Origin of the sequence: Mesorhizobium sp. 131-3-5, assembly GCF_016756575.1 — a bacterium.
GTDB lineage: Bacteria > Pseudomonadota > Alphaproteobacteria > Rhizobiales > Rhizobiaceae > Mesorhizobium > Mesorhizobium jarvisii.
In genome coordinates this window covers 388,111-410,201 of sequence record NZ_AP023254.1, presented here as the reverse complement: position 1 = coordinate 410,201, position 22,091 = coordinate 388,111, and the positions used below count along the sequence as shown (strand labels likewise).

Here is a 22,091-nt window from a genome sequence, read left to right as displayed (position 1 = left end):
CCTACCCCCTGTTGAAAACAACGTCACGGGCAGCGCCCGTCCGCAAGGACGTGTGGCGCTTTCGTGTTGCATCTGGATGACGACAGCCGCCCGACCAGCAGGTCGCTAGTTCCCCGCGCTGGCCATGCGCCGCCCCTTGATCGCCTTTTCCAGCCAGCCGATCTCCATCTCCGGAACCGACGACAGGAGAAGGTCGGTATAGGCATCGAAGGGCGGCGTCAGAACCTTGCTCTTCGAGCCGTAGCGAACCACTTCGCCGCGATACATCACCGCGATCGAATCGGCGATCGACTTCACCGTCGCCAGATCGTGGGTGATGAAGAGATAGGCGACCTTTTCATGCTGCTGCAGGTTGAGCAGCAGCTTGAGGATGCCGTTGGCCACCAGCGGATCGAGCGCCGAGGTCACCTCGTCGCAGATGATCAGCTTCGGCTTGGCGGCGAGCGAACGGGCGATGCAGACGCGCTGCTTCTGGCCGCCGGACAGCTCGGCCGGATAGCGGTCGACGAAGCCCTTGCCCATCTCGATCTCGTCAAGCAGCTCGGCGACGCGCTTGTCGCGTTCCCTGCCGCGCATGCCGAAATAGAATTCGAGCGGCCGGCCGATGATAGTGCCGACGGTCTGGCGCGGGTTCATCGCCACGTCGGCCATCTGGTAGATCATCTGCAACTGGCGCAGATCTTCCTTCGGCCGGTCGGCAAGCCGGTTGGCGAGCGGGCGCCCATCGAAGGTGACGGTGCCTTGTTCGGGCGGCAAAAGTCCGGTGATGGCGCGCGCCAGCGTCGACTTGCCGGAGCCGGATTCGCCGACCACGGCCAGCGTCTGGCCGGGGTAGATGTCGACCGAGACGTTCTTCAGCACCTTGACGTGGCCGCCGCCATAGGCGGCGGTGACGTTCTTCACCGACAGGAACGGCGTGGCGCCGGGGTTCTGCTCCTGGTGCTCGATCTCATGCACCGAGACCAGCGCGTTGGTGTATTCCTGGCGCGGCTCCTTGATGATCTGCCTTGTACCGCCCCATTCGACCAGCCTGCCATGGCGCAGCACCATGATCTCGTCGGAGACCTGGGCGACGACGGCAAGGTCGTGGGTGATGTAGAGCGCCGCCACATGGGTGTCGCGGATGGCATCCTTGATCGCCGACAGCACGTCGATCTGCGTCGTCACGTCGAGCGCCGTTGTCGGCTCGTCGAAGACGATCAGGTCGGGTTCCGAGCACAGCGCCATTGCCGTCATGACGCGCTGAAGCTGGCCGCCCGAGACCTGGTGCGGAAAGCGTTCGCCGATGGTTTCAGGGTTCGGCAGGCTGAGCTTCTTGAACAGCGCGACGGCGCGCTTCTCGGCTTCGGCGCGTGTCGCCGTGCCATGCAGCAGCGTGGCTTCCACCACCTGGTCCATCAGCCGGTGCGCCGGGTTGAAGGCGGCCGCCGCCGACTGCGCGACATAGCAGACCTCGCGGCCGCGCAGTTTGCGGAAACCTTCCTTGCCGCCCTTCAGGATGTCGCGGCCGTTGAGGATCACCTCGCCGCCGGTGATGCGCACGCCGCCGCGGCCATAGCCCATCGACGACAGGCCGATGGTCGACTTGCCGGCGCCAGATTCGCCGATCAGGCCCAGCACCTTGCCCTTTTCCAGCGTCAGCGAGACATCGTGCACCAGCACGATGTTCTTTGGCGCCTCGCCGGGCGGGTAGACCGTGGCCTCGATGCGCAGATTCCTGATATCGAGCAGCACGCCGGGCTTCGCTTTGCTGTCGGCCATCACCCGCGTCCTCCCTTCAGGCTTGTCGTGCGGTTGAGAATCCAGTCGGCGACAAGGTTGACCGAGATGGCGAGCGCGGCGATCGCCCCCGCCGGAATGAGTGCTGCGGCGATGCCGAAGACGATGCCGTCCTTGTTTTCCTTGACCATGCCGCCCCAGTCGGCGTCCGGCGGTTGCACGCCAAGGCCGAGGAAGGACAGCGTCGACAGGAACAGGACAGCATAGATGAAGCGCAGGCCGAGTTCCGAAACCAGCGGCGACAGCGCATTGGGCAGGATTTCGCGGAAGATGATCCAGGCGCTGCCTTCGCCGCGCAGTTTTGCCGCCTCGACATAATCCATGACGTTGATGTCGACGGCGACCGCGCGCGACAGGCGGTAGACGCGGGTCGAGTCGAGAATGCCCATGACCAGGATCAGCGTTACCAGGTTTGTCGGCAGCACGGAGAGCACGACCAGGCCCATGATCAGGGTCGGGATCGACATCAGCAGGTCGACGAGGCGCGACAGGATCGTGTCGAACCAGCCGCCGAACACCGCCGCCGAGAAACCGAGTATGGCGCCGAGCGAGAAGGACAGCGCGGTGGCCAGCACGGCGATGAACAGGGTGATGCGGGCGCCGTAGATCATGCGCGACAAGAGATCGCGGCCGAGATTGTCGGTGCCGAGCCAATGCGCGGCCGACATTGGTTCCCAGACGTCGCCGACGATCTCGGCATTGTCGTGCGGCGAGATCCACGGTGCCAAGATCGCCGCCAGTACGAACAGGGCGGTCAGCACCAGGCCGATCAGGGCGGGGATGGGAATGCGTCTTATATCGAGCATGCCCGCCCCCTCACTTTGGATGTCGCAGACGCGGATTGGCGACGATCGCCGCAATGTCCGCGATGATGTTGAGGCTGATGTAGACGGCGGCAAAGATCAGGCCGACCGCCTGCACGACCGGCACGTCGCGCTTGGTGACGTGGTCCACCAGATATTGCCCCATGCCGGGATAGACGAAGATCACCTCGACCACGACGACGCCGACGATGAGATAGGCGAGGTTGAGCATGACGACGTTGATGATCGGCGCGATGGCGTTCGGGAAGGCATGCTTGCGGATGACGGCAAAGGCCGAGAGCCCCTTGAGCTCCGCCGTCTCGACATAGGCCGACTGCATGACGTTGAGGATCGCGGCTCGGGTCATGCGCATCATGTGGGCCAGCACCACCAGCGTCAGGGCCGTCGCCGGCAGCGCGATGGCCTGCATGCGCTCGCCAAAGGGCATGCCGTCATAGACGGTCGAGATGGCGGGAAAGATCTGCCATTTCACCGCGAAGAAATAGACCAGGAGATAGCCGATGAAGAATTCCGGGAAGGAGGTCGAGGCGAGCGCCAGCCCGGAGATCAGCTTGTCGACCCAGCCATTGCGGTAGCGCACGGCGATCAGGCCGAGGATGATCGCCAGCGGTACGGCCACGACCGCCGCCCAGAAGGCCAGGAACAGCGTGTTCCACAGCCGGCCCTTGATCGAGGTGGCGATATCCTGGCCGCTCGACATGGCAGTGCCGAGGTCGCCGGTCAGCACGCCGCCGAGCCAGTGGAAATACCTGACATAGGCCGGGTCGTTGAGGCCGAGCTGTTCGCGCAGATTGGCGAGCGACTCCGGCGTCGCCGATTGTCCCAGAATGGCTTGCGCGACGTCGCCGGGCAGGATTTGCGTGCCGGCGAAGATCAGGACCGAAATGGCCAGCAGAAGGAGGATGCCCAGCGCGACGCGCTGGGCAATTAGCTTCAGGATGGGTGAGGACATCTCCGCAAAGCCGGACTCAGGCCTGCAGCCAGCACTTCGCCAGGGCGTAGCCGTTCATCAGTTCCTGGTGCGGATCGTCCACCCAGCCATCGACCTTGGCGCCGGTGGCGTCGATGAACTGGTTGAACATCGGCAGGATCAAGCCGCCTTCGTCGCGCACCATGACGGCCATGTCGTGGTACATCTGCTTGCGCTTGGCCTCGTCGAGCTCGGCGCGCGCCGCCAGCACCATCTTGTCGAAGTCCGGGCGCTTGAAACGCGTGTCGTTCCAGTCGGCGGTCGACAGATAGGCGGTCGAGTACATCTGGTCCTGCGTCGAGCGTCCGCCCCAGTAGGAGGCGCAGAAGGGCTGCTTGTTCCAGACCTCATTCCAGTAGCCGTCGCCGGGCTCGCGCTTGAGCTCGATCTTGATGCCGGCCTTGGCCGCGCTCTGCTGGAAGAGCTGCGAGGCATCGACCGCGCCGGGGAAGGCGACGTCCGAAGTCCTCAGCAGAACAGTGCCATCATGGCCGGACTTCTTATAGTGGAACTTGGCCTTGTCGGGATCGTACTTGCGCTGCTCGATTTCGGTGAACAGCGGATAGGACGCGTTGATCGGGAAGTCGTTGCCGAGCGAGCCATAGCCGCGCAGCACCTTGGTCAGCATCTCTTCGCGGTCAATGGCGAGCTTCAGCGCCATGCGCAGGTCGTTGTTGTCGAAGGGCGCCGTGTTGCAATGCATGATGAAGACATAGTGGCCCGGACCCGCATGGTTGCGGATGGTCACGCCGGGCACGCGCTTGATCAGGTCGACGATCTTCGGCTCGACGCGGTTGATCATGTTGACCTGGCCGCCCTGCAGGGCCGCCGTGCGCGCCGTCGCATCGTTGATGACGATGACTTCGATCTGGTCGGCATGGCCCATCTTGTCGCCCTGCCAGTAATTGGCGAAACGCTCGCCGCCATGGCGCACGCCGGGCTCGTTGGTCTTGACCACATACGGGCCGGCCGAAATGCCGGCATCGGGCTTGTCCTTGCCGCCATTCGGCTGGACGATCAGGTGATAGTCGCTGAGCAGGTAGGGAAGGTCGGCATTGGCCTCCTTCAGCGTCAGCACCACTTCCTTGCCGCTGGCCTTGATGGTCGCGATACCCTTCATGTAGCCGAGCGCGCCGGATTTCGACTTCTCGTCCGAGTGGCGCTCCAGCGTGGCGGCCACGTCCTCGGCGGTCACGGTCTTGCCGTTGTGGAATTCGACGCCGTCGCGGATTTTCAGGGTCCAGGTCTTCGCGTCGTCGGACGAGCCGATCTCTTCGGCAATGCGGTTCTCGAGCTTGCCGTCCGGCGACAGTTCGACGATCATTTCGCCCCAGCACTTGCCGAAGGCGAACGGCACCTGCGTCATCATCAGCGCCGGATCGAGGCTGTTGGTGGATTCACCGCCGACCAGGCCGGCCTTCAGCGTGCCGCCCTTGACCGGGCCTGCCGCGCGCGCAGCACTTGAAAGCAGCGAATTGGCGAAGGGTGCGGCAATGCCGAGCGCTGCCGCGCGACCGAGAAAATCACGACGGCTCAGCTTGCCCGCTGCGACACGCCGGCTAAGGAATTCCAGTTCGTTCGACATTTTGAGTTCCTCACTCTGTTGGTTCGACTCTACGGTCGATTTTTGTTGTTAATTCTCCCTGAATAATGAGGGTAAGCCAATGCCGTAAGCAAGACCGAATGCGACATGCCGTGGCGTAAATCGTACGTCGCATTTGGACCAAGGGTGTCGGCGCTCAAACAAGCGTGCGCGGGATTTTCTCCTCGAAATTGCGCTCGAAGACGATTTTCTCACCCTCATAGGCCTCGATTCTGGCGCTGACGATGAAGTTTTGTGCGTCCGATCGCATCTCGGCCCATGTCTCGGTACGCACCGACCATCCATTTCGCGACAGTGTCTGCGTCCAGTGTGTTTTCCCCGAGGCCGACAATGGATTGTCAGGATGGATAGCCCAGGTCTCGCGGGCGATGCTGCCATTGACCAGGCCGTGGTCGAGATCACGCACCGCGCCGAAATCATCCGCGATGGAAAGCGTGACGATTCCGGTCTTTTCGTCGCGATCGACATGGCGCTCGGAGTTGGCGGCACGGATCGTCTCGGTCGCCCAGGGCGTAGCACCTTCCGGCTCGGCGAACGTCGCTTCGTCGCCTTTTGCCAGTGGGCGTAGCGGCAAGGCAAGTGTCGCCGCCGACAAGCTCAGCTGCACCGGCTCCGGCGACGGCCAGATCATGGGCCAATAGGCGTTCGACACGGCGATGCGCAGGCGGTGGCCGGTCGGCACGCGGTAGGCGCATTGATCGAGCACGACGCGCGCCGACACGGTCTCGCCAGGCACCAGGGCCTGCGGGAATTCGTGCGAGTCGCGATGCGTCAAATTGAGCACGCCATAGGAGATCAGTTCGGAAGCGCCGTCGGGATGCACGTCGCACAGCCGCACCGCGATGTTGGCCTGCGGGCGATCGGAGGAGAGAGTGACTTGGACTTCCGGCGCGCCGACAATATCGATGGCCTCGGTGAGCTCCGGCTGGTCGAAACAGACAGACAAGGCATCGTCGGGACGCTGGTCGCCCGGCAATTCCGGGCCGAAGGTGAACGGGAAATATTCGCCGCCGGCCAGCCCGCAATTCTGCAGCGAGGCAATGATGGCCGGTTTGCTCCCCTTGGGCAGCAGTTCGATGGCCTGGGTCTTGATCGCGGGTGACGGCCATTGTTGCTCGGCCACCCAACGGCCGGGCCGCTCGGGATGCCAGCGCGCCGGGCGCACGCTGTCCATCACATAGGCGCGGTAGGCGGGATCGTCCTCGACGCCGGTCTCGGCGCCCTTCAGCCAGTGGTCCCACCAGCGCAGCGCTTCCTGCAGGAAGCCGATGGCCGGCTGGGGTCCGGCATAGTGCGGGTATTTGTGGATCCAGGGGCCGACAATGCCCTTGACCGGCGCTTCGATGTTGGTGACGAGGTGCGAGATCGTGTTGCGGTAGCCGTCATGCCAGCCGCCGATCGACAGCACGGCGGCCTTGACGGCCGAAAAATCCTCGCAGATCGAGCCGCGCTTCCAATAGGCGTCGCGGTGCTGGTGGCTGAGCCACAGCGGCAAAAGGAAGGGCTGGTTCTCCAGCCGGGTCAGCCACAGATCGCGCCATCTGTTGTCGCCGGCGATCAGCGGGTCCGGCGGCCGCGACGAGTAGGAGAGCATAGTCGAGGCCCAGCCGAAATTCTCGATCAGCAGGCAGCCGCCCTTGTAGTGGATGTCGTCGGCGTAGCGGTCGACGGTCGAGCACAGGCTGATCACCGCCTTCAGCGCCGGCGGCTGCTTGGCCGCAACCTGCAGGCAGTTGAAGCCACCCCAGGAGATGCCCATCATGCCGACATTGCCGTTGCACCAGGGCTGGGCCGCCGCCCAGGCGATGACGTGGCAGGCATCCTGCAACTCCTGTTCGGAATATTCGTCGTCCATCAGCCCTTCGGAATCGCCATTGCCGCGCATGTCGACGCGGATCGAGGCGTAGCCGTGGCCGGCGAAATAGGGATGCGTCAGCTGATCGCGAAAGATGGTGCCATCGCGCTTGCGGTAGGGCAAATGCTCGAGAATGACAGGCACTGGTTCGTCGCCGGCATCCTCCGGCATCCACACCCGCGCCGATAGCCGGCAGCCATCCGGCATGACGATGCCCATATCGGGGAATTCGACGACCTTGCGGGGAAATTCGGTGATGGTTTTCATGGGTGCGCATAACGCCCCGCGGCGCGGCAAGTTTCAATCGCCATTCGCGACTGGAGCAGCGAATTATGCGACCTGTGCCGTTACCTGCGGCACAACCTCAGTTCAGCGGAATGTCGTTTTCGCTCTTGCTCGCCTGGTAGGCGTCGGACAGTTCGTCGTAGCGTGCCGAGATCTTGCCGATGCGCGTTTCCAGCCGCTGACGCTGCGCCTCGGGCAACGCCCGTACCATCCTGCGGATCGAAAAACTCTTCCAATAGGCATTCTCGGCATTGTAGCCGCCGGGGTCGAGGGTGAAGACCTCTTTCAGGATCTTCAGATCGTGCGGGATCGCAAAACTGTCGCGCGAATCCTCGTGGCTGAACAGGTAGTAGAAATTGTCGAAGCCCGTCCAGGTGATCGCCGACAGGCAGAGCGAGCAGGGTTCGTGCGTGGCGACGAACAGCGCATCCTTGGTGTCGACGCGCTCGGCCCTCGGCATCTCGTAGAACCGCTTCAGGCAATGCACCTCGCCGTGCCAGAGCGGGTTTTCCATCTCGTTGTTGGTTTCGGCCAGCACCAGCGAACGGTCGTCCTTGCGCAGGATCGCCGCGCCGAACAGCTTGTTTCCGTGGGCGACGCCTTCCGCCGTCTTCGGCACGATGTCGTGCTCGATCACGTCGAGCAGGCGGTCGATCAGCGATATATCGGTCATGGGGAAAGCTTTCAGGGGAGATGGATCTCGTAGGCGTGCGAAAAATGGAACTCTTCGAGGTTGGAGCCGTCGCCGCCACGGTCGACGATAAGGAAGTCCTGGGGCTCGCCGAGCGGCGTCAACACGCCGTGCCAGAGATTGCGGGAATAGTTGATGCCCTGTCCGGGCGCGGTGATGAAGGCGTGCGGCTCGCCCGGCCCCTCCTTGCCGTCATGGCAGACGACAACCAGGAACGGACGCGGCGACAGCGGAATGAAGGCCTGGCTGCCGAAGGGGTGGCGCTCGACCATGGTCAGTTTCAGCGGCAGTTCGTAAGGCGTGCCGCGCACCATCGAGATCAGCACGCGCGCGTTCGGCCCTGTGGCCTCGGCGGTCGCCAGATCGTGGTAGCGCTCAGCCTTGCCGCCATTGATCGGGTAGTGGTTGTCGCCACCCATGTCGATGACATCGCCGAAGGGGGCAAAGGCCTCACGGGTCAGCTTCTGTGCTGTGATGCGGGTCACCGCGCGCGACCGCCGATACCGGCCCCGCCGAGCTTGGCGTGCCGGTTGACGTCCTTGTAGAGCAGATAGCGGAACTTTCCCGGGCCGCCGGCATAGCAGGCCTGCGGGCAGAAGGCGCGCAGCCACATATAGTCGCCGGCCTCGACCTCGACCCAGTCCTGGTTGAGGCGGTAGACCGCCTTGCCTTCCAGCACATAGAGGCCGTGTTCCATCACATGCGTTTCGGCGAACGGAATGACCGCGCCCGGCTCGAGCGTGACGATGGTCATGTGCATGTCGTGGCGCAAATCGGCCGGGTCGACGAAGCGTGTCGTCGCCCAGCGGCCTTCGGTGCCCGGCATCGGCGTCGGTGCGATATCCTGCTCGTTGGTGAAGAAGGCTTCCGGCATATCGAGACCGTCGACCACTTCGTAGGCCTTGCGAATCCAGTGGAAGCGGACCGCCGCCTTGGCCTCGTTGCGAACCGTCCAGCCGCTCGCCGGCGGCAGGAAGGCAAAGCCACCTGGCCGCAACACATGCTTCTTGCCGGAAAGCAGAACGGTCAGTTCGCCCTCGACCACGAACAGGGCGCCTTCTGCGCCGGCATCGGGTTCCGGCCGGTCGCTGCCGCCGCCGGGCTCCACCTCGACGATGTATTGCGAGAATGTCTCGGCAAAACCGGACAGTGGCCGCGACAGGATCCAGACGCGGGTCTTGTCCCAGAACGGCAAGGCGCTGGTGACGATGTCCTGCATCACGCCCTTGGGGATGACGGCATAGGCCTCGGTGAAGACGGCGCGGCCTGTCAGCAATTCAGATTGGCCGGGATGGCCGCCATGTGGTGCGTAGTAGGTGCGCTCTGGCATCCTGATCGTATCCATGGGTTCAAACCTATTGCGGTAGCATGTCTCTGAGGCGGAGCAGCGCGATGCGCTCGACCTGTTTGCAGGCGGTCTCGAATTCGACGCCGCGGCTGTTTCCGATGCGCGCCTCGAACTCGGCGAGGATTTCCTCCTTGGTCTTGCCCTTGACCGCGATGATGAAGGGGAAACCGAAAGTGGTGACGTAGGCGGCGTTGAGCTTGGAGAACAGTTCGCGTTCCTTGTCGGTCAGCGCGTCGAGGCCGGCGGAGGCTTGTTCCCTGGTCGATTCCGCCGTCAGCCGCCTGGCCTTGGCCAGCTTGCCGGCAAGATCGGGATGGGCGTTGAGCACACCCAGCCGCTCGGTCTCGCTGGCAGCGCGGAAGATGCGGCAGAGCGCATTGTGCAGGCCGCCGGCCGTGTCGTGCGCCGGGCCCAGCTCCAACTCGTAGGCTCGCTCGGCAATCCAGGGCGAATGCTCGAACACGCCGCCGAACGTGTGGACGAATGTTTCGAATTCCATCTTGGAGGGGCGCAGCGCCGCTGGCTTGTAGGGATGGTTCTCCTGCCAGTGCTTGGCGATGTCGATGCGCCGCGCCAGCCAGACCTTGTCATGCGATTTGACATAGTCGACGAAGCGCTTCAGCGCCGCGACCCGGCCCGGCCGCCCGACGAGGCGGCAATGCAGGCCGATACTCATCATGCGCGGCCGCCCGGCCTTGCCCTCGGCATAGAGCGTGTCGAAACTGTCCTTGAGATAGGCGAAGAACTGGTCGCCCGAATTGAAGCCCTGCGGCGTGGCGAAGCGCATGTCGTTGGCGTCGAGCGTATAGGGAATGATGAGCTGCGTGCCGCAGGCATGCTCGAACCAATAAGGCAGTTCGTCGTCATAGGTATCGGAGACGTAGTCGAAGCCGCCTTCTTCGGCCACCAGCCGCACGGTGTTGACCGAAGTGCGGCCCGTATACCAGCCGGTCGGGCGCTGGCCGGTCACTTCGTAATGCAGCTTGATTGCCGCATCGAGGTCGCGGCGCTCATCCTCGGCGCTATGATCGCGGTAGTCGATCCACCGCAGCCCATGCGAGGCGATTTCCCAGCCGGCGTCCTGCATGGCCGCGACCTGGTCGGGCGAGCGTGCCAACGCTGTGGCGACGCCGTAGCAGGTCACAGGGACTTGGCGTTCGCTGAACAGACGCAGCAGCCGCCAGAAGCCGGCCCGCGCGCCATATTCGTAGATCGATTCCATGTTCCAATGGCGCTGTCCCACCCATGGTGCGGCACCGACGATCTCCGACAGGAAGGCTTCCGACGCCTTGTCGCCATGCAGCACGCAATTCTCGCCGCCCTCTTCGTAATTGACGACGAACTGCACGGCGACATGCGCCCCGCCGGGCCATTTCGGATCCGGTGGATTGGCTCCGTAGCCGTGCATGTCTCTTTCGTAACGCATTGCCCCTCCTGCCGGACACTGCCGGAAGCTGTGATCAGGATAGTCGAAAGGGTTGCCTCAGCATTCCCTTGAAATTTTTGAAAGTGTTTTTGTGCCGCTCCGCTCGACCGGGACTTATGCATCGCCTTTAATTGGCGCACAATTCATTGCTTTGTTCGACTGTACCGGGCCAGTTCGTTCATATTGGAAATGGGAGGCGCCAGTGGCAGAAACGTCGAAAGCCGATGGCGGACGTCTGACGACGCATGTCCTCGACACCGCGACCGGCAAGCCGGCGGCCGGGTTGTCGATCGCACTCTATCGTCTCGACGGTTCGGCGAGGACACATCTGAAGACGGTCGCAACCAATACCGACGGCCGCTGTGACGCGCCGCTGTTGGTCGGCGCCGAGTTCCGCGCTGGCGAATACGAACTGGTGTTCGCGGCCGGCGACTATCTGCGCGGCCAGGGCACAAAGCTGCCCGAGCCGGCCTTCCTTGACAGCGTGCCGATCCGTTTCGGCATGGCGGAGGCGGTGCACTATCACGTGCCATTGCTCATCTCGCCCTATGGCTATTCGACCTACAGGGGGAGCTGAGGCATGGCCAAGGTCAATATCCGCAACGAAATCCGCTTCATCCTCAATGGCAGGGATGTCGTGCTGTCCTCGGTGGCGCCGGACGCGACCCTGCTCGACTGGCTGCGGCTCGACCGTTCGCTGCGCGGCACCAAGGAAGGTTGCGCCGAGGGCGATTGTGGCGCCTGCACCGTTCTGGTCGGCAGGCTTTCGGCCGGCCGGCTGGTCTATGAAAGCGTCAATGCCTGCATCCGCTTCCTCGGTTCGCTCGACGGCACCCATGTCGTGACGGTGGAACATTTGCGTGGTCAGCCCGGCCAGTTGCATCCCGTCCAGCAGGCGATGGTCGATTTTCATGGCTCGCAATGCGGCTTTTGCACGCCGGGCTTCGTCATGTCCCTCTATGGCCTGTGGATGAAGTCGCCGGATCCATCGAACGCGGCGATCGAAAAGGCGCTGCAGGGCAATCTCTGCCGCTGCACCGGCTATGAAGCGATCATGCGCGCCGCGCACGCCATCTCCAGCTACGGCAAAGCGGGGAAGGATCCGCTGGCTGTCGAGCGCAAGGCGATCACGGCGAGGCTGGAAGCCTTGCGGGACGGCGCGCGGGTCGAGATCGGTTCGGCTAGGGCGCGGCTCATCGTGCCGGCCAATGTCGACGATTTCGCCACTGTGCTCGACCAGGAACCCGGCGCCACCATCGTTGCCGGCTCGACCGATGTCGGCCTGTGGGTGACCAAGCATATGCGCGACATCTCTCCGGCGGTCTTCATCGGCAATCTCGACGGGCTGTGCACCATCGCCGAAGACAAGGGAGTCATTTCGATCGGCGCCGGCGTCACCTACACCGAAGCCTTTTCGACGCTGTCGAAACGCATCCCGGCGCTGGGGCCGCTGTTTGACCGCATCGGTGGTGAACAGGTGCGCAACATGGGCACCATCGGCGGCAACATTGCCAACGGCTCGCCGATCGGTGACACGCCGCCGCCCCTGATCGCGCTCGGCGCGCGCCTGACCCTGCGCAAGGGCAAGAAGCGGCGCACGATCCCGCTGGAAACCTTCTTCATCGCCTATGGCAAGCAGGACCGGCAGCCGGGCGAATTCGTCGAGGCCGTGCACGTGCCCGTGCCGGCCAAGGGAGAGAAGTTTGCCGTCTACAAGATCACCAAGCGGCGCGACGAGGATATCACCGCTGCGCTTGGCGCCTTCTTCCTGACGCTGGCCAAGGACGGCACGGTCGCCGATGTGCGCATCGCCTATGGCGGCATGGCAGCGACGCCGAAGCGGGCGTCCTTTGTCGAAAAGGCGCTGCTCGGCAAGCCATGGACCGAAGAGACGGTCGAGGCGGCGATGGCACAATACGGTAGGGATTTCACCCCGCTCACCGACATGCGGGCCTCAGCCGAATACCGGGCGCTTGCGGCGCGCAACTTGTTGTTGCGTTTCTTCGCCGAGACCAGCGGCACCAGGGCACCCTTCCAGGTGTCCCGCAACGAGGCGGCATGATGAACAAGCACGCCACATCGAACCTCAAGGCCGAGAAGATCGTCGGCGGCGTCGCCACCGATCAGCGGCATGATTCCGCTCACAAGCATGTCAGCGGCACAGCCGTCTATATCGACGACATGCCGGAACCATCCGGCACGCTGCATGGCTGCCTCGGCCTCTCGGCCGCCGCGCATGCCACCATCACCCGCATGGACCTTTCGGCGGTGCGCGCTGCCTCCGGAGTCGTCGATGTGCTCACGGCAAAGGATGTGCCGGGCGAGAATGATATTTCGCCGACCGGTCGGCACGATGAGCCGGTGCTCGCCGACGGCAAGGTCGAGTTCTTCGGCCAGCCGATCTTCTGCGTTATCGCCGAAACCCGCGAGCAGGCACGCCGCGCCACCAGGCTGGCCAAGGTCGAATACAAGGAATTGCCTTTCGTCACCGACATTGGCGAACTCGATCCGAGGAAGGACAAGCTCGTCACGCCGCCGCTTACCTTGAAGCGCGGCGATGCCGCCGCTGCGATCAAGGCGGCGCCGCGCCGGCTGAAGGGAAAGATGCGCGTCGGCGGCCAGGAGCATTTCTATCTTGAAGGCCATATCGCCATGGCCGTTCCCGGCGAGGATCAGGACGTCACCATCTATTCCTCGACCCAGCATCCGAGCGAAGTCCAGCACATGGTGAGCCATGCGCTCGGCGTACCGAGCAATGCCATCACGGTGGAGATTCGACGCATGGGCGGCGGTTTCGGCGGCAAGGAAACGCAAGGCAATCAGTTTGCCGCGCTCGCGGCCATCGCTGCCAAGAAACACCATCGCGCCGTCAAGATCCGGCCCGACCGCGACGACGACATGATCGCCACCGGCAAGCGTCATGATTTCCTCGTCGACTACGAAGTCGGCTTCGACGACGAGGGCAACATTCTCGGTGTCGATTTCATGTTCGCCGCGCGTTGCGGCTTCTCGTCGGATCTGTCGGGCCCGGTGACGGATCGCGCGCTGTTCCATTGCGACAACACCTATTTCTGGCCGACCGTGCACGCGCAATCGGCGCCGCTCTACACCAACACCGTGTCGAACACCGCCTTTCGGGGCTTCGGCGGCCCGCAAGGCATGGTCGGCGCCGAACGCGTCATCGACGAGGTGGCGTTCGCGGTCGGCAAGGATCCGCTCGAGATCCGCAAGACGAATTTCTATGGCACCAGCGACCGCAACATCACGCCCTACCACCAGACGGTCGAGGACAACATCATCCAGCGCATCGTCGCCGAACTCGAGGAGAGCGCCAGCTATGCGCGGCGGCGGCGCGAAATATCGGCCTTCAACGCCAACAGCCGTTTCATCAAGCGCGGCCTGGCGCTCACGCCGGTCAAGTTCGGCATTTCCTTCACCGCCACCCACTACAACCAGGCCGGCGCGCTGGTGCATGTCTACACCGATGGTTCGGTGCATCTGAACCATGGCGGCACCGAGATGGGGCAGGGGCTCTACCTCAAGGTCGCGCAGGTGGTGGCGGAAGAATTCCAGATCGATCTCGACCAGGTGAAGATCACCGCGACCACCACCGGCAAGGTGCCCAACACCTCGGCCACCGCGGCATCGTCCGGCTCCGATCTCAATGGCATGGCGGCACAGAATGGCGCCCGCCAGATCAAGGACCGGCTGACCGATTTCGCCGCCGAGAAATACCAGGTGCCGCGCGATCAGGTGCTGTTCCTGCCCAACCGGGTGCGCATCGGCAACCAGGAGATCGCCTTCGCCGATCTCGTCAAGCAGGCCTACATGGCGCGCATCCAGCTCTCGGCGGCGGGTTTCTACAAGACGCCGAAAATCCACTGGAACCGCGACAAGGGCGAGGGCCGCCCCTTCTACTATTTCGCCTACGGCGCCTCCTGCTCGGAAGTCTCGGTCGACACGCTGACTGGCGAATATGTGGTCGAGCGCACCGATATCCTGCACGAGACCGGCCGTTCGCTGAACCGCGCCATCGACCTTGGCCAGATCGAGGGCGGCTTCATCCAGGGCATGGGTTGGCTGACGACGGAGGAGCTGTGGTGGGACGGCAAGGGCCGGCTGCGCACCCACGCACCGTCGACCTACAAGATCCCGCTCGCCTCCGATCGGCCGAAGATCTTCAACGTCACTTTGGCCGACTGGCCGGAAGCCGGAGAGCCGACGATCCATCGCTCCAAGGCGGTCGGCGAGCCGCCCTTCCCGCTCGGCATGTCGGTGCTGCACGCGCTGTCGGATGCGGTGGCCAGCGTCGCCGATCACAGGATCTGTCCGCGCCTTGATGCTCCAGCGACGCCGGAGCGTGTGCTGATGACGATCGAGCGGCTGAAAGGTGAGGCGAAGGACTGAATCCGGCAGAACGTGCAATTCAGGCCGAAAAACCCTATGTTTCCCGCACGGGAATGCGAATGATGAATTCGAAAGTGCAAAGCCTGAAAGACTTCCTGGCTGGCCAAGGTCGCATCGCCTTGGTCGAAGTGGCCGGCACCAAGGGCTCGACGCCGCGCGAGAAGGGCGCCTTCATGCTCGTCTCGCGGGAGGCGACTTTCGGCACGATCGGCGGCGGCCAGCTCGAATATATGGCGATCGACAAGGCGCGGCAGATGGTGGCGTCTTCATTTCACCGCAAGCTAGAGGGCAAAGAGGCCCGCATCGAGGTCGATGAAGTCTGCGCCACGCTCGACGTGCCTCTCGGGCCCGAGATTGGCCAATGCTGTGGCGGGCGCGTCGAAGTCTTGATCCGGCTTGTCGACAGCGCGCTCGCTGCTGAGTTGGTTTCGGCGGCCGAAGTCGAAGAAGCCCACCTGCCGCACGTCTATATCTTCGGTGGCGGCCATGTCGGCCAGGCGCTGGCGTCGACGATTGCGCTCCTTCCCGTACACGGAGTCGTCATCGAGACGCGGGCCGAGGCGCTGCAAGGCATGCCGGAAACCGTCGAGACGCGGCTGACGCCGATGCCTGAGGCCGAGGTGCGCAACGCGCCCGCCGGCACTGCTTTCGCCATCCTCACCCATGACCACGCGCTTGATTTCCTGATCGTCGCCGAAGCGCTGAAACGCGACGATGCGGCCTATGTCGGCATGATCGGCTCGAAGACCAAGAAAGCTACGTTCAGGAACTGGTTCCTGAAATCGGCGGATGGCAGCGATGCGGAATTTGCCCGCCTCGTCACGCCGATCGGCGGCGACGCCGTCAAGGACAAGCGCCCCCAAGTCATTGCTGCACTTGCAGCCGCCGAAATCATGACGGCGCTGGTCAGTCACAACACCGCACCAAATGCCGACCGTCCGCATGACAGGGAGATGGCCGGCTAAGCTTTTTGCTGGTGCTCAGGCCGGCCGTCTCAAGCCCAGATGGTCGCGCAACGTGCGACCCTCATACTCCCGGCGAAACAGGCCGCGCCGCTGCAGTTCCGGCACGACGAGCGTGGCAAATGCATCAAGCTCGCCCGGGAAATAGGACGGCATGACATTGAAGCCGTCGGCCGCCCCGCCTTCGAACCGCGCCTGCAACTCGTCTGCCACTTGCGCCGCCGTACCGACAATGCGCCAATGGCCGCGCGCACCGGCGAAGTGGCGAGCCAGCTGGCGGATGGAAAGGCCGTCGCGGCGCGATTGCTCGACGACCAGCGCCTGCCGGCTTTTCATGCCCTCGCTCTCCGGCAGTTCGGGCAGCGGCCCGTCGATCGGATAGCGCCAGAGATCGGAGATGCTGAGGTAGCTGGAGAGCAGCGCCACGCCGACATCGTCGGGGATCAGTTCCTGCAATTCCTCGTGCTTCTCGCGGGCCTCGGCCTCGGTTTCCGCCACCACGGGCGACACGCCGGGCATGATCTTGATGTCGTCGGGCTCACGCCCATAGGCGGCCATGCGCTCCTTGAGATCATCGTAGAAGGCTTTGGCTTCCTCAAAAGTCTGCGCTGCCGTGAACACCACGTCGGCGGTGCGGGCAGCAAGGTCGCGGCCGACATCCGAGGCGCCGGCCTGGACCATGACCGGCGCGCCCTGCGGCGAACGGGGCAGGTCGAGCGGGTCGCGCACCGAAAAGCTCTGGCCGTGATGGCCGGGAGCCTTGCCGTGCCACAACCCGGTGACCACCTCGGCGAACTCGCGCGCACGCTCGTAGCGGTCGGCATGGGGCTTGAGGCCCGTCGAGCCGAAATTGGCTGCTTCGATCGGGCTGGCCGAGGTGACCAGGTTCCAGCCGGCCCGGCCGCCGCTCAGATGGTCGAGCGACAGAAAGGTCCGCGACAGCCCGTAAGGCTCGTTGTAGCTTGTCGACGCCGTCGAAACGAGGCCGATGTGGCTGGTCCGCACGGCCAGTGCCGACAGCAGGCTGATAGGCTCGAAGCCGATCGAGCGCGACGTCTGGCTGGCGATGCCGACATTGGCTTCGCGCAGGCCCGCGGCGTCCTCGCAGAAGATCATGTCGAATTTCGCCGCTTCCGCCGTGCGCGCCAGCTGGATGTAGTGGTCGATGTCGATGCCGGCCATGACATGCGCTTTCGGGTGCCGCCAGGCAGCGATGTGGTGACCAGTCGCCCAGAGGAAGGCGCCGAGCTTCATCTGCGCGGTCATTGGTCACCTCCGCCGGCAAGTCCAAGATGCGAGCGCAGCGTCGCCCCGCGATAGCCCTCTCGAACAAGGCCATGCCGCCGCAACGCCGGCAGAACACGATCGGCGAAATCGTCGAGCGCTGAGTGCTGCGCGGGCAACTGGATGTTGAAGCCATCGCAGCTTTTCGCCCGCAATTGGGTTTCCAGCCTGTCCATGCTGGCGGCCGGCTCATCGTCGGGGGCGAACGAGATACTCGTCAGCACCTTCACGGCGTCCGGATCGCGCCCAGCGGCCGTGGCACGACGCCTCAGATCATCAAAGCGTGTTTTCGCGCTCTCGGCCGATCCGCTCTCCAACAAAATGACATCGGCAGTGCGGGCGGCAATGTCGAAATCGGCTTCCGTTAGGCCCGACAGCACCACCACCGGCGCATCCTGCGGCGAACGCGCGACGTTCAGCGGCCCGCGCACGGAGAAGAACTCGCCTTTGTGATCGAGCAGGTGCATTTTCTCGGGATCATGGAATCTGCCGCCGGTCTTGTCGAACAGCAACGCGTCGGCATCCCAGCCCTGCCACAGGCCTTGAACGATGCCGATATATTCCTCGCTGCGGCGACGAAAGTCCGTGTCGGAAAATCCTTCCGGCCGGCTGAAATTGGCGGCTTCGCGTGGGCCTTGCGCCATCGTCGCATGCCAGCCTGCGCGGCCATGGCTGATGATGTCGAGCGAGGCAAAACGGCGCGCCAGATTGTAGGGCTGATGGGCAACCGTCGAGGCCGAGGCAACCAGTCCAATCTTATCGGTGACGGTCGCCAGGGAGGCCAGCAGCGTTGTCGCTTCGAACGGGCCGCTTGATAACCCTTCCGCGGAGTCGGAAATCACGACCATGTCGATGCCGGCCGCCTCTGCCGCTCGCACGAAGGTCTTGATCTCTCCGAAATCCAGAACGGCCTGTCCTTTGGCGGCAGCGATGTTGAGCGAAATGGCGAGATGCATTGCGTCAACCTAGGTTCGCCGGTGCGCAAGGCAAGTCCGGCGGATAGACCAGTGGACCCTCACTTGTCGGCCAGCCGATTACTTGCCGGCCAGGATATCCTTGATCAACCGCTGGCAGCGCTCCGCCATGAAGTCCAGCAGCAGCCGTACCTTGGGGTCCTGCAGTTTCTTGTGCGGATAGACGGCGGCGAACTGCACCGGCGTCGGCGGCGTGTTGGCCAGGATCACCTGAAGCCGCCGGTCGCGGATGAACGGTTCGACCTCGAAGCGCGGCTTGTTGATGATGCCGCGTCCCGACAGTGCCCAGCCGGTCAGCACGTCGCCATCGTCCGTGTCGTAAGGCCCATGCACCTCGAATTTCTGCGGCCCTGTGGGGGTCTGCAGCGTCCAGACATATTCGCGCGCACCGGAATAGCGCAGCATCAGGCAGTCGTGTTTCTTGCCGATCAGCTCCTGCGGCTCGGCCGGCTCGCCGCGCGCCTCCAGATATTTCGGCGCCGCCACCAGCACCCGCTCGCATTCCATGATGCCGCGCATTCTGAGGCTGGAATCCTCGATGATGCCGAGCCGGAAAGCGACGTCGATGCCTTCCTTCATGATGTCGACATTGTGGTCCGAGAGCCTCAGCCGCACCTCGATGTCAGGATATTTGTCGTGGAAATCGGGAATGCCCGAGGCCACCAGCCGGCGCCCGAGGCCGAGTGGCGCTGTCACGCGAATGGTGCCGCGCGGCTGGCCGGACAAGGCGGACACCGCGGCTTCCGCCTCGGTGATCGCCTCCAGCACCTGCTTGGCGCCCGAGTAGAAAACCGTGCCATGCTCGGTCGGCATCAATTGCCGCGTCGTACGGTTGAACAGCCGCACGCCCAGATGCTTCTCCAGTTCCTTGATGCGGTTGGAGGCGACCGCCGGAGAAATGCGCATGTCGCGGCCAGCCGCCGACAGATTGCCGAGTTCGACGACGCGGACGAAGACGGCGATGTTGTCGAGATAGGCCATTCGGAGCACCTTCGCCGGTTTGCAGCGATTAGCCTAGTATTTTCCATTTTTTTTTGAAAGTCATCGTACACCTCGCCTCTTTCCGTTTGCGTGCGACACCGTAAAGTCGCGTCATCGGCAGGGACGACTTCAATGATGGATTTCGCGATTTTCTGGGACTGGCTGAGCTTCGCCGTGCGGTGGCTGCATGTCATCACCGGCATCGCCTGGATCGGCTCGTCCTTCTATTTCGTAGCGCTCGATCTCGGCCTGCGCCAGCGTCCGGGCATGCCGGCCGGCGCCTTCGGCGAGGAATGGCAGGTGCATGGCGGCGGCTTCTACCACATCCAGAAATATTTGGTGGCGCCGGCCGAGATGCCGGAGCACCTGACCTGGTTCAAATGGGAATCCTACGCCACCTGGCTGTCCGGCTTCGCCATGCTGTGCGTGGTCTACTATGCCGGCGCCGACCTGTTCCTGATCGATCCCAATGTGCTGCCAATGTCGGTGCCGGCCGGCATCCTTTTGTCCATGGCCACGATCGGCGTCGGCTGGGTGGTCTATGATCTCCTGTGCCGCTCGCCGCTGGGAAAAAGCGATACCGGCCTGATGTTGGTGCTTTACTGCGTGCTGGTGTTCATCGCCTGGGGGCTGACGCATCTGTTCACCGGCCGCGCCGCCTTCCTGCATCTGGGCGCCATCACCGCCACGATCATGTCGGCCAACGTCTTCATGGTCATCATCCCCAACCAGAAGATCGTCGTCGCCGACCTGATCGCCGGCCGCAAGCCTGACCCGAAATACGGCAAGATCGCCAAGCAGCGCTCGCTCCACAACAACTATCTGACGCTGCCCGTTCTGTTCCTGATGCTGTCGAACCACTATCCCCTGGCGTTCGGCACGCAGTTCAATTGGGTCATCGCCTCGCTGGTGTTCATCATCGGCGTGCTGATCCGGCACTATTTCAACACCGTGCACAAGCGGGCCGGCAACCCGCATTGGACCTGGCTCGGCGCGCTTGTCCTGTTCATCATCATCATCTGGCTGTCGACCGTGCCGAAGGTGCTGACCGGTGAGCCCAAGGCCTCCGCCTCGGCGGATATCTACATCGCTTCCGCGCATTTCCCGGCGGTGCGCGACACCGTGCTCGGCCGCTGCTCGATGTGCCATGCGCAAGAGCCGGTCTATGAAGGCATCTATCACGCGCCCAAGGGGGTGATGCTCGACACCGATGCTGATATCGCCAACCACGCCCGCGAGATCTATCTGCAGGCCGGCCGCAGCCACGCCATGCCCCCCGCCAATGTCAGCCAGATCACCGACAAGGAGCGGGCGCTGCTGGTGGCCTGGTTCGAAGGCGCGGGGAAATAAGCATGAATTCGACACTTCTGCGCGGCCGCATGCTGTCCTTCGTGCGCTGGCCCGAGACCATCGACGACCATTCGGCCTGGCGCTACGAGGAAGATGGCGGCCTGCTGATCAGCGACGGCAAGATCGTTGCATCAGGCGCCTATGCGGACGTCGAGAAGCAGGCCGGTGAGGGGGCCAAGAAAATCGATCACCGGCCGCACCTCTTGCTGCCGGGCTTCATCGACACCCATGTGCATTTCCCGCAGATGCAGGTCATCGCCTCCTACGGCGCCGAACTGCTCGACTGGCTCAACACCTACACTTTTCCGGAAGAAACGAAATTCGCCAACGCCCAGCATGGCCGCCGCATCGCGCGGCTGTTCCTCGATGAGATGGTGCGGCACGGCACCACGACGGTGGCTGCCTACTGCTCGGTGCACAAGGCTTCCGCCGAAGCCTTTTTCGCCGAGTCGCATGACCGCAACATGCTCAACATCGCCGGCAAGGTGATGATGGACCGCAATGCGCCCGAAGGCGTGCTCGACACGCCGCAATCCGGCTATGACGACACCAAGGCGCTGATCAGGGAGTGGCACGGCAAGGGGCGCCAGCACTATGCCATTACGCCGCGCTTCGCCATCACCTCCTCGCCGGAGCAGATGGAGATGGCCGGCGCGCTGTGCCGCGAGCATCCCGACCTGCACATGCAGACGCATCTGTCCGAAAACCACGCCGAAATCGCCTTCACGCAGCAGCTTTACCCGTGGTCGCGCGACTACACCGATGTCTACGAACATTACGGCTTGCTGGGCAAAAACAGCCTGTTTGGCCACTGCATCCATCTGTCGGAGCGCGAGGCCGATGCGCTTTCAGAGAGCGGCTCGGTGGCGGTGTTCTGCCCGACCTCGAACCTGTTCCTCGGCTCCGGCCTGTTCGACTACCAGCGCTTTCGCCGCCGGGAAAAGTCGCTGCGCATAGCCGCCGCCACCGATGTCGGCGGCGGCACCAATTACTCCATGCTGCGCACCATGGACGAGGGCTACAAGGTGATCGCGCTGAATGGCGAGAAGCTCAACCCGTTCCAGTCCTTCTGGCAGGTCACGCGCGGCAATGCCGAGGCGCTGTCCGTGGCCGGCAAGATCGGCACGCTGGATCAAGGCACCGACGCCGATATCGTCGTGCTCGACGCTAGGGCGACGCCGGCGATGCGGCTGAGGATGGAAACGGCGCAGACGCTGGCGCAGGAATTGTTCCTGCTGCAGACCCTGGGCGACGACCGCGCCGTGCGCGAGGTCTATGTCGCGGGGCGGGCGGCCAAGAGCGATATGGCGAATTAGAGCGCCGGGGTGCGTTCATTGCTTGACCCGGCGGCA

18 protein-coding genes are annotated in these 22,091 nt (G+C 63.7%); 6 read left to right on the top strand and 12 right to left on the bottom strand.

Translation table 11 applies throughout. The annotated features are described in order from the left end of the window. Window positions 1–105: 105 nt before the first annotated feature. The 9 genes from JG747_RS01855 to puuE all read right to left on the bottom strand — a co-directional run bounded on the left by JG747_RS01855 (window position 106) and on the right by puuE (window position 10,781). The gene (locus JG747_RS01855; protein WP_020629117.1) at window positions 106–1,761 is read right to left on the bottom strand and encodes an ABC transporter ATP-binding protein; all 1,656 of its coding nucleotides are present in this window, start codon (window positions 1,759–1,761) and stop codon (window positions 106–108) included. After that, a complete protein-coding gene (locus tag JG747_RS01850) occupies window positions 1,761–2,585 on the bottom strand; it encodes an ABC transporter permease (protein ID WP_019862711.1) in 825 nt (274 codons plus the stop codon). Before JG747_RS01850 ends, JG747_RS01855 begins: the two co-directional genes overlap by 1 nt. Window positions 2,586–2,595: 10 nt before the next feature. Then, window positions 2,596–3,555, bottom strand: a complete 960-nt coding sequence (locus JG747_RS01845; RefSeq protein ID WP_019862712.1) for an ABC transporter permease — start codon at window positions 3,553–3,555, stop codon at window positions 2,596–2,598. A 16-nt stretch (window positions 3,556–3,571) separates the two neighbouring features. Further along, a complete protein-coding gene (locus JG747_RS01840; RefSeq protein WP_019862713.1) occupies window positions 3,572–5,158 on the bottom strand; it encodes an ABC transporter substrate-binding protein in 1,587 nt (528 codons plus the stop codon). A gap of 154 nt (window positions 5,159–5,312) precedes the next feature. After that, window positions 5,313–7,298 carry a CocE/NonD family hydrolase gene (locus tag JG747_RS01835; RefSeq protein ID WP_202361045.1) on the bottom strand — a complete coding sequence of 662 codons (1,986 nt, stop codon included), beginning with the start codon at window positions 7,296–7,298 and terminating at the stop codon, window positions 5,313–5,315. A gap of 97 nt (window positions 7,299–7,395) precedes the next feature. Continuing rightward, window positions 7,396–7,989, bottom strand: coding sequence for a nucleoside deaminase (locus JG747_RS01830; RefSeq protein ID WP_038651558.1), 594 nt, complete (start codon window positions 7,987–7,989; stop codon window positions 7,396–7,398). An 11-nt stretch (window positions 7,990–8,000) separates the two neighbouring features. Continuing rightward, window positions 8,001–8,492: an ureidoglycolate lyase gene (locus JG747_RS01825; RefSeq protein WP_038651561.1), complete on the bottom strand. Its 492-nt coding sequence runs from the start codon at window positions 8,490–8,492 to the stop codon at window positions 8,001–8,003. Then, window positions 8,489–9,352, bottom strand: a complete 864-nt coding sequence (locus JG747_RS01820; protein ID WP_038651564.1) for a bifunctional allantoicase/(S)-ureidoglycine aminohydrolase — start codon at window positions 9,350–9,352, stop codon at window positions 8,489–8,491. Before JG747_RS01820 ends, JG747_RS01825 begins: the two co-directional genes overlap by 4 nt. Before the next feature lie 10 nt (window positions 9,353–9,362). Next, window positions 9,363–10,781 carry an allantoinase PuuE gene (gene puuE, locus JG747_RS01815; RefSeq protein WP_038651567.1) on the bottom strand — a complete coding sequence of 473 codons (1,419 nt, stop codon included), beginning with the start codon at window positions 10,779–10,781 and terminating at the stop codon, window positions 9,363–9,365. Between the two features lie 202 nt (window positions 10,782–10,983). Between puuE and uraH the strand changes: the two genes are divergently transcribed. The 4 genes from uraH (at window position 10,984) to xdhC (ending at window position 16,153) form a co-directional block, all read left to right on the top strand. Beyond that, window positions 10,984–11,358: a hydroxyisourate hydrolase gene (gene uraH, locus JG747_RS01810; protein ID WP_019862722.1), complete on the top strand. Its 375-nt coding sequence runs from the start codon at window positions 10,984–10,986 to the stop codon at window positions 11,356–11,358. 3 nt (window positions 11,359–11,361) lie between these two features. Then, window positions 11,362–12,843, top strand: coding sequence for a xanthine dehydrogenase small subunit (gene xdhA / locus JG747_RS01805; RefSeq protein WP_069090798.1), 1,482 nt, complete (start codon window positions 11,362–11,364; stop codon window positions 12,841–12,843). Next, a complete protein-coding gene (gene xdhB / locus JG747_RS01800; RefSeq protein ID WP_069090799.1) occupies window positions 12,843–15,188 on the top strand; it encodes a xanthine dehydrogenase molybdopterin binding subunit in 2,346 nt (781 codons plus the stop codon). Before xdhA ends, xdhB begins: the two co-directional genes overlap by 1 nt. Before the next feature lie 62 nt (window positions 15,189–15,250). After that, the gene (gene xdhC, locus JG747_RS01795; protein WP_202362215.1) at window positions 15,251–16,153 is read left to right on the top strand and encodes a xanthine dehydrogenase accessory protein XdhC; all 903 of its coding nucleotides are present in this window, start codon (window positions 15,251–15,253) and stop codon (window positions 16,151–16,153) included. Window positions 16,154–16,168: 15 nt separating this feature from the next. On the opposite strand, the gene JG747_RS01790 is transcribed toward xdhC, so the two are convergent. The 3 genes from JG747_RS01790 to JG747_RS01780 form a co-directional block, all read right to left on the bottom strand. Next, window positions 16,169–17,416 carry an LLM class flavin-dependent oxidoreductase gene (locus JG747_RS01790; RefSeq protein ID WP_064984375.1) on the bottom strand — a complete coding sequence of 416 codons (1,248 nt, stop codon included), beginning with the start codon at window positions 17,414–17,416 and terminating at the stop codon, window positions 16,169–16,171. Next, the gene (locus JG747_RS01785; RefSeq protein ID WP_202361044.1) at window positions 17,413–18,390 is read right to left on the bottom strand and encodes an LLM class flavin-dependent oxidoreductase; all 978 of its coding nucleotides are present in this window, start codon (window positions 18,388–18,390) and stop codon (window positions 17,413–17,415) included. The genes JG747_RS01790 and JG747_RS01785 overlap by 4 nt, the downstream gene beginning before the upstream one ends. Before the next feature lie 78 nt (window positions 18,391–18,468). Next, complete coding sequence (locus tag JG747_RS01780; protein WP_010912979.1) at window positions 18,469–19,389, bottom strand: LysR family transcriptional regulator; 921 nt, start codon at window positions 19,387–19,389, stop codon at window positions 18,469–18,471. A gap of 132 nt (window positions 19,390–19,521) precedes the next feature. Between JG747_RS01780 and JG747_RS01775 the strand changes: the two genes are divergently transcribed. Further along, the gene (locus JG747_RS01775) at window positions 19,522–20,739 is read left to right on the top strand and encodes a urate hydroxylase PuuD (RefSeq protein WP_069090801.1); all 1,218 of its coding nucleotides are present in this window, start codon (window positions 19,522–19,524) and stop codon (window positions 20,737–20,739) included. 2 nt (window positions 20,740–20,741) lie between these two features. Beyond that, window positions 20,742–22,055, top strand: coding sequence for a guanine deaminase (gene guaD, locus JG747_RS01770; protein WP_202361043.1), 1,314 nt, complete (start codon window positions 20,742–20,744; stop codon window positions 22,053–22,055). Window positions 22,056–22,091 lie beyond the last annotated feature (36 nt).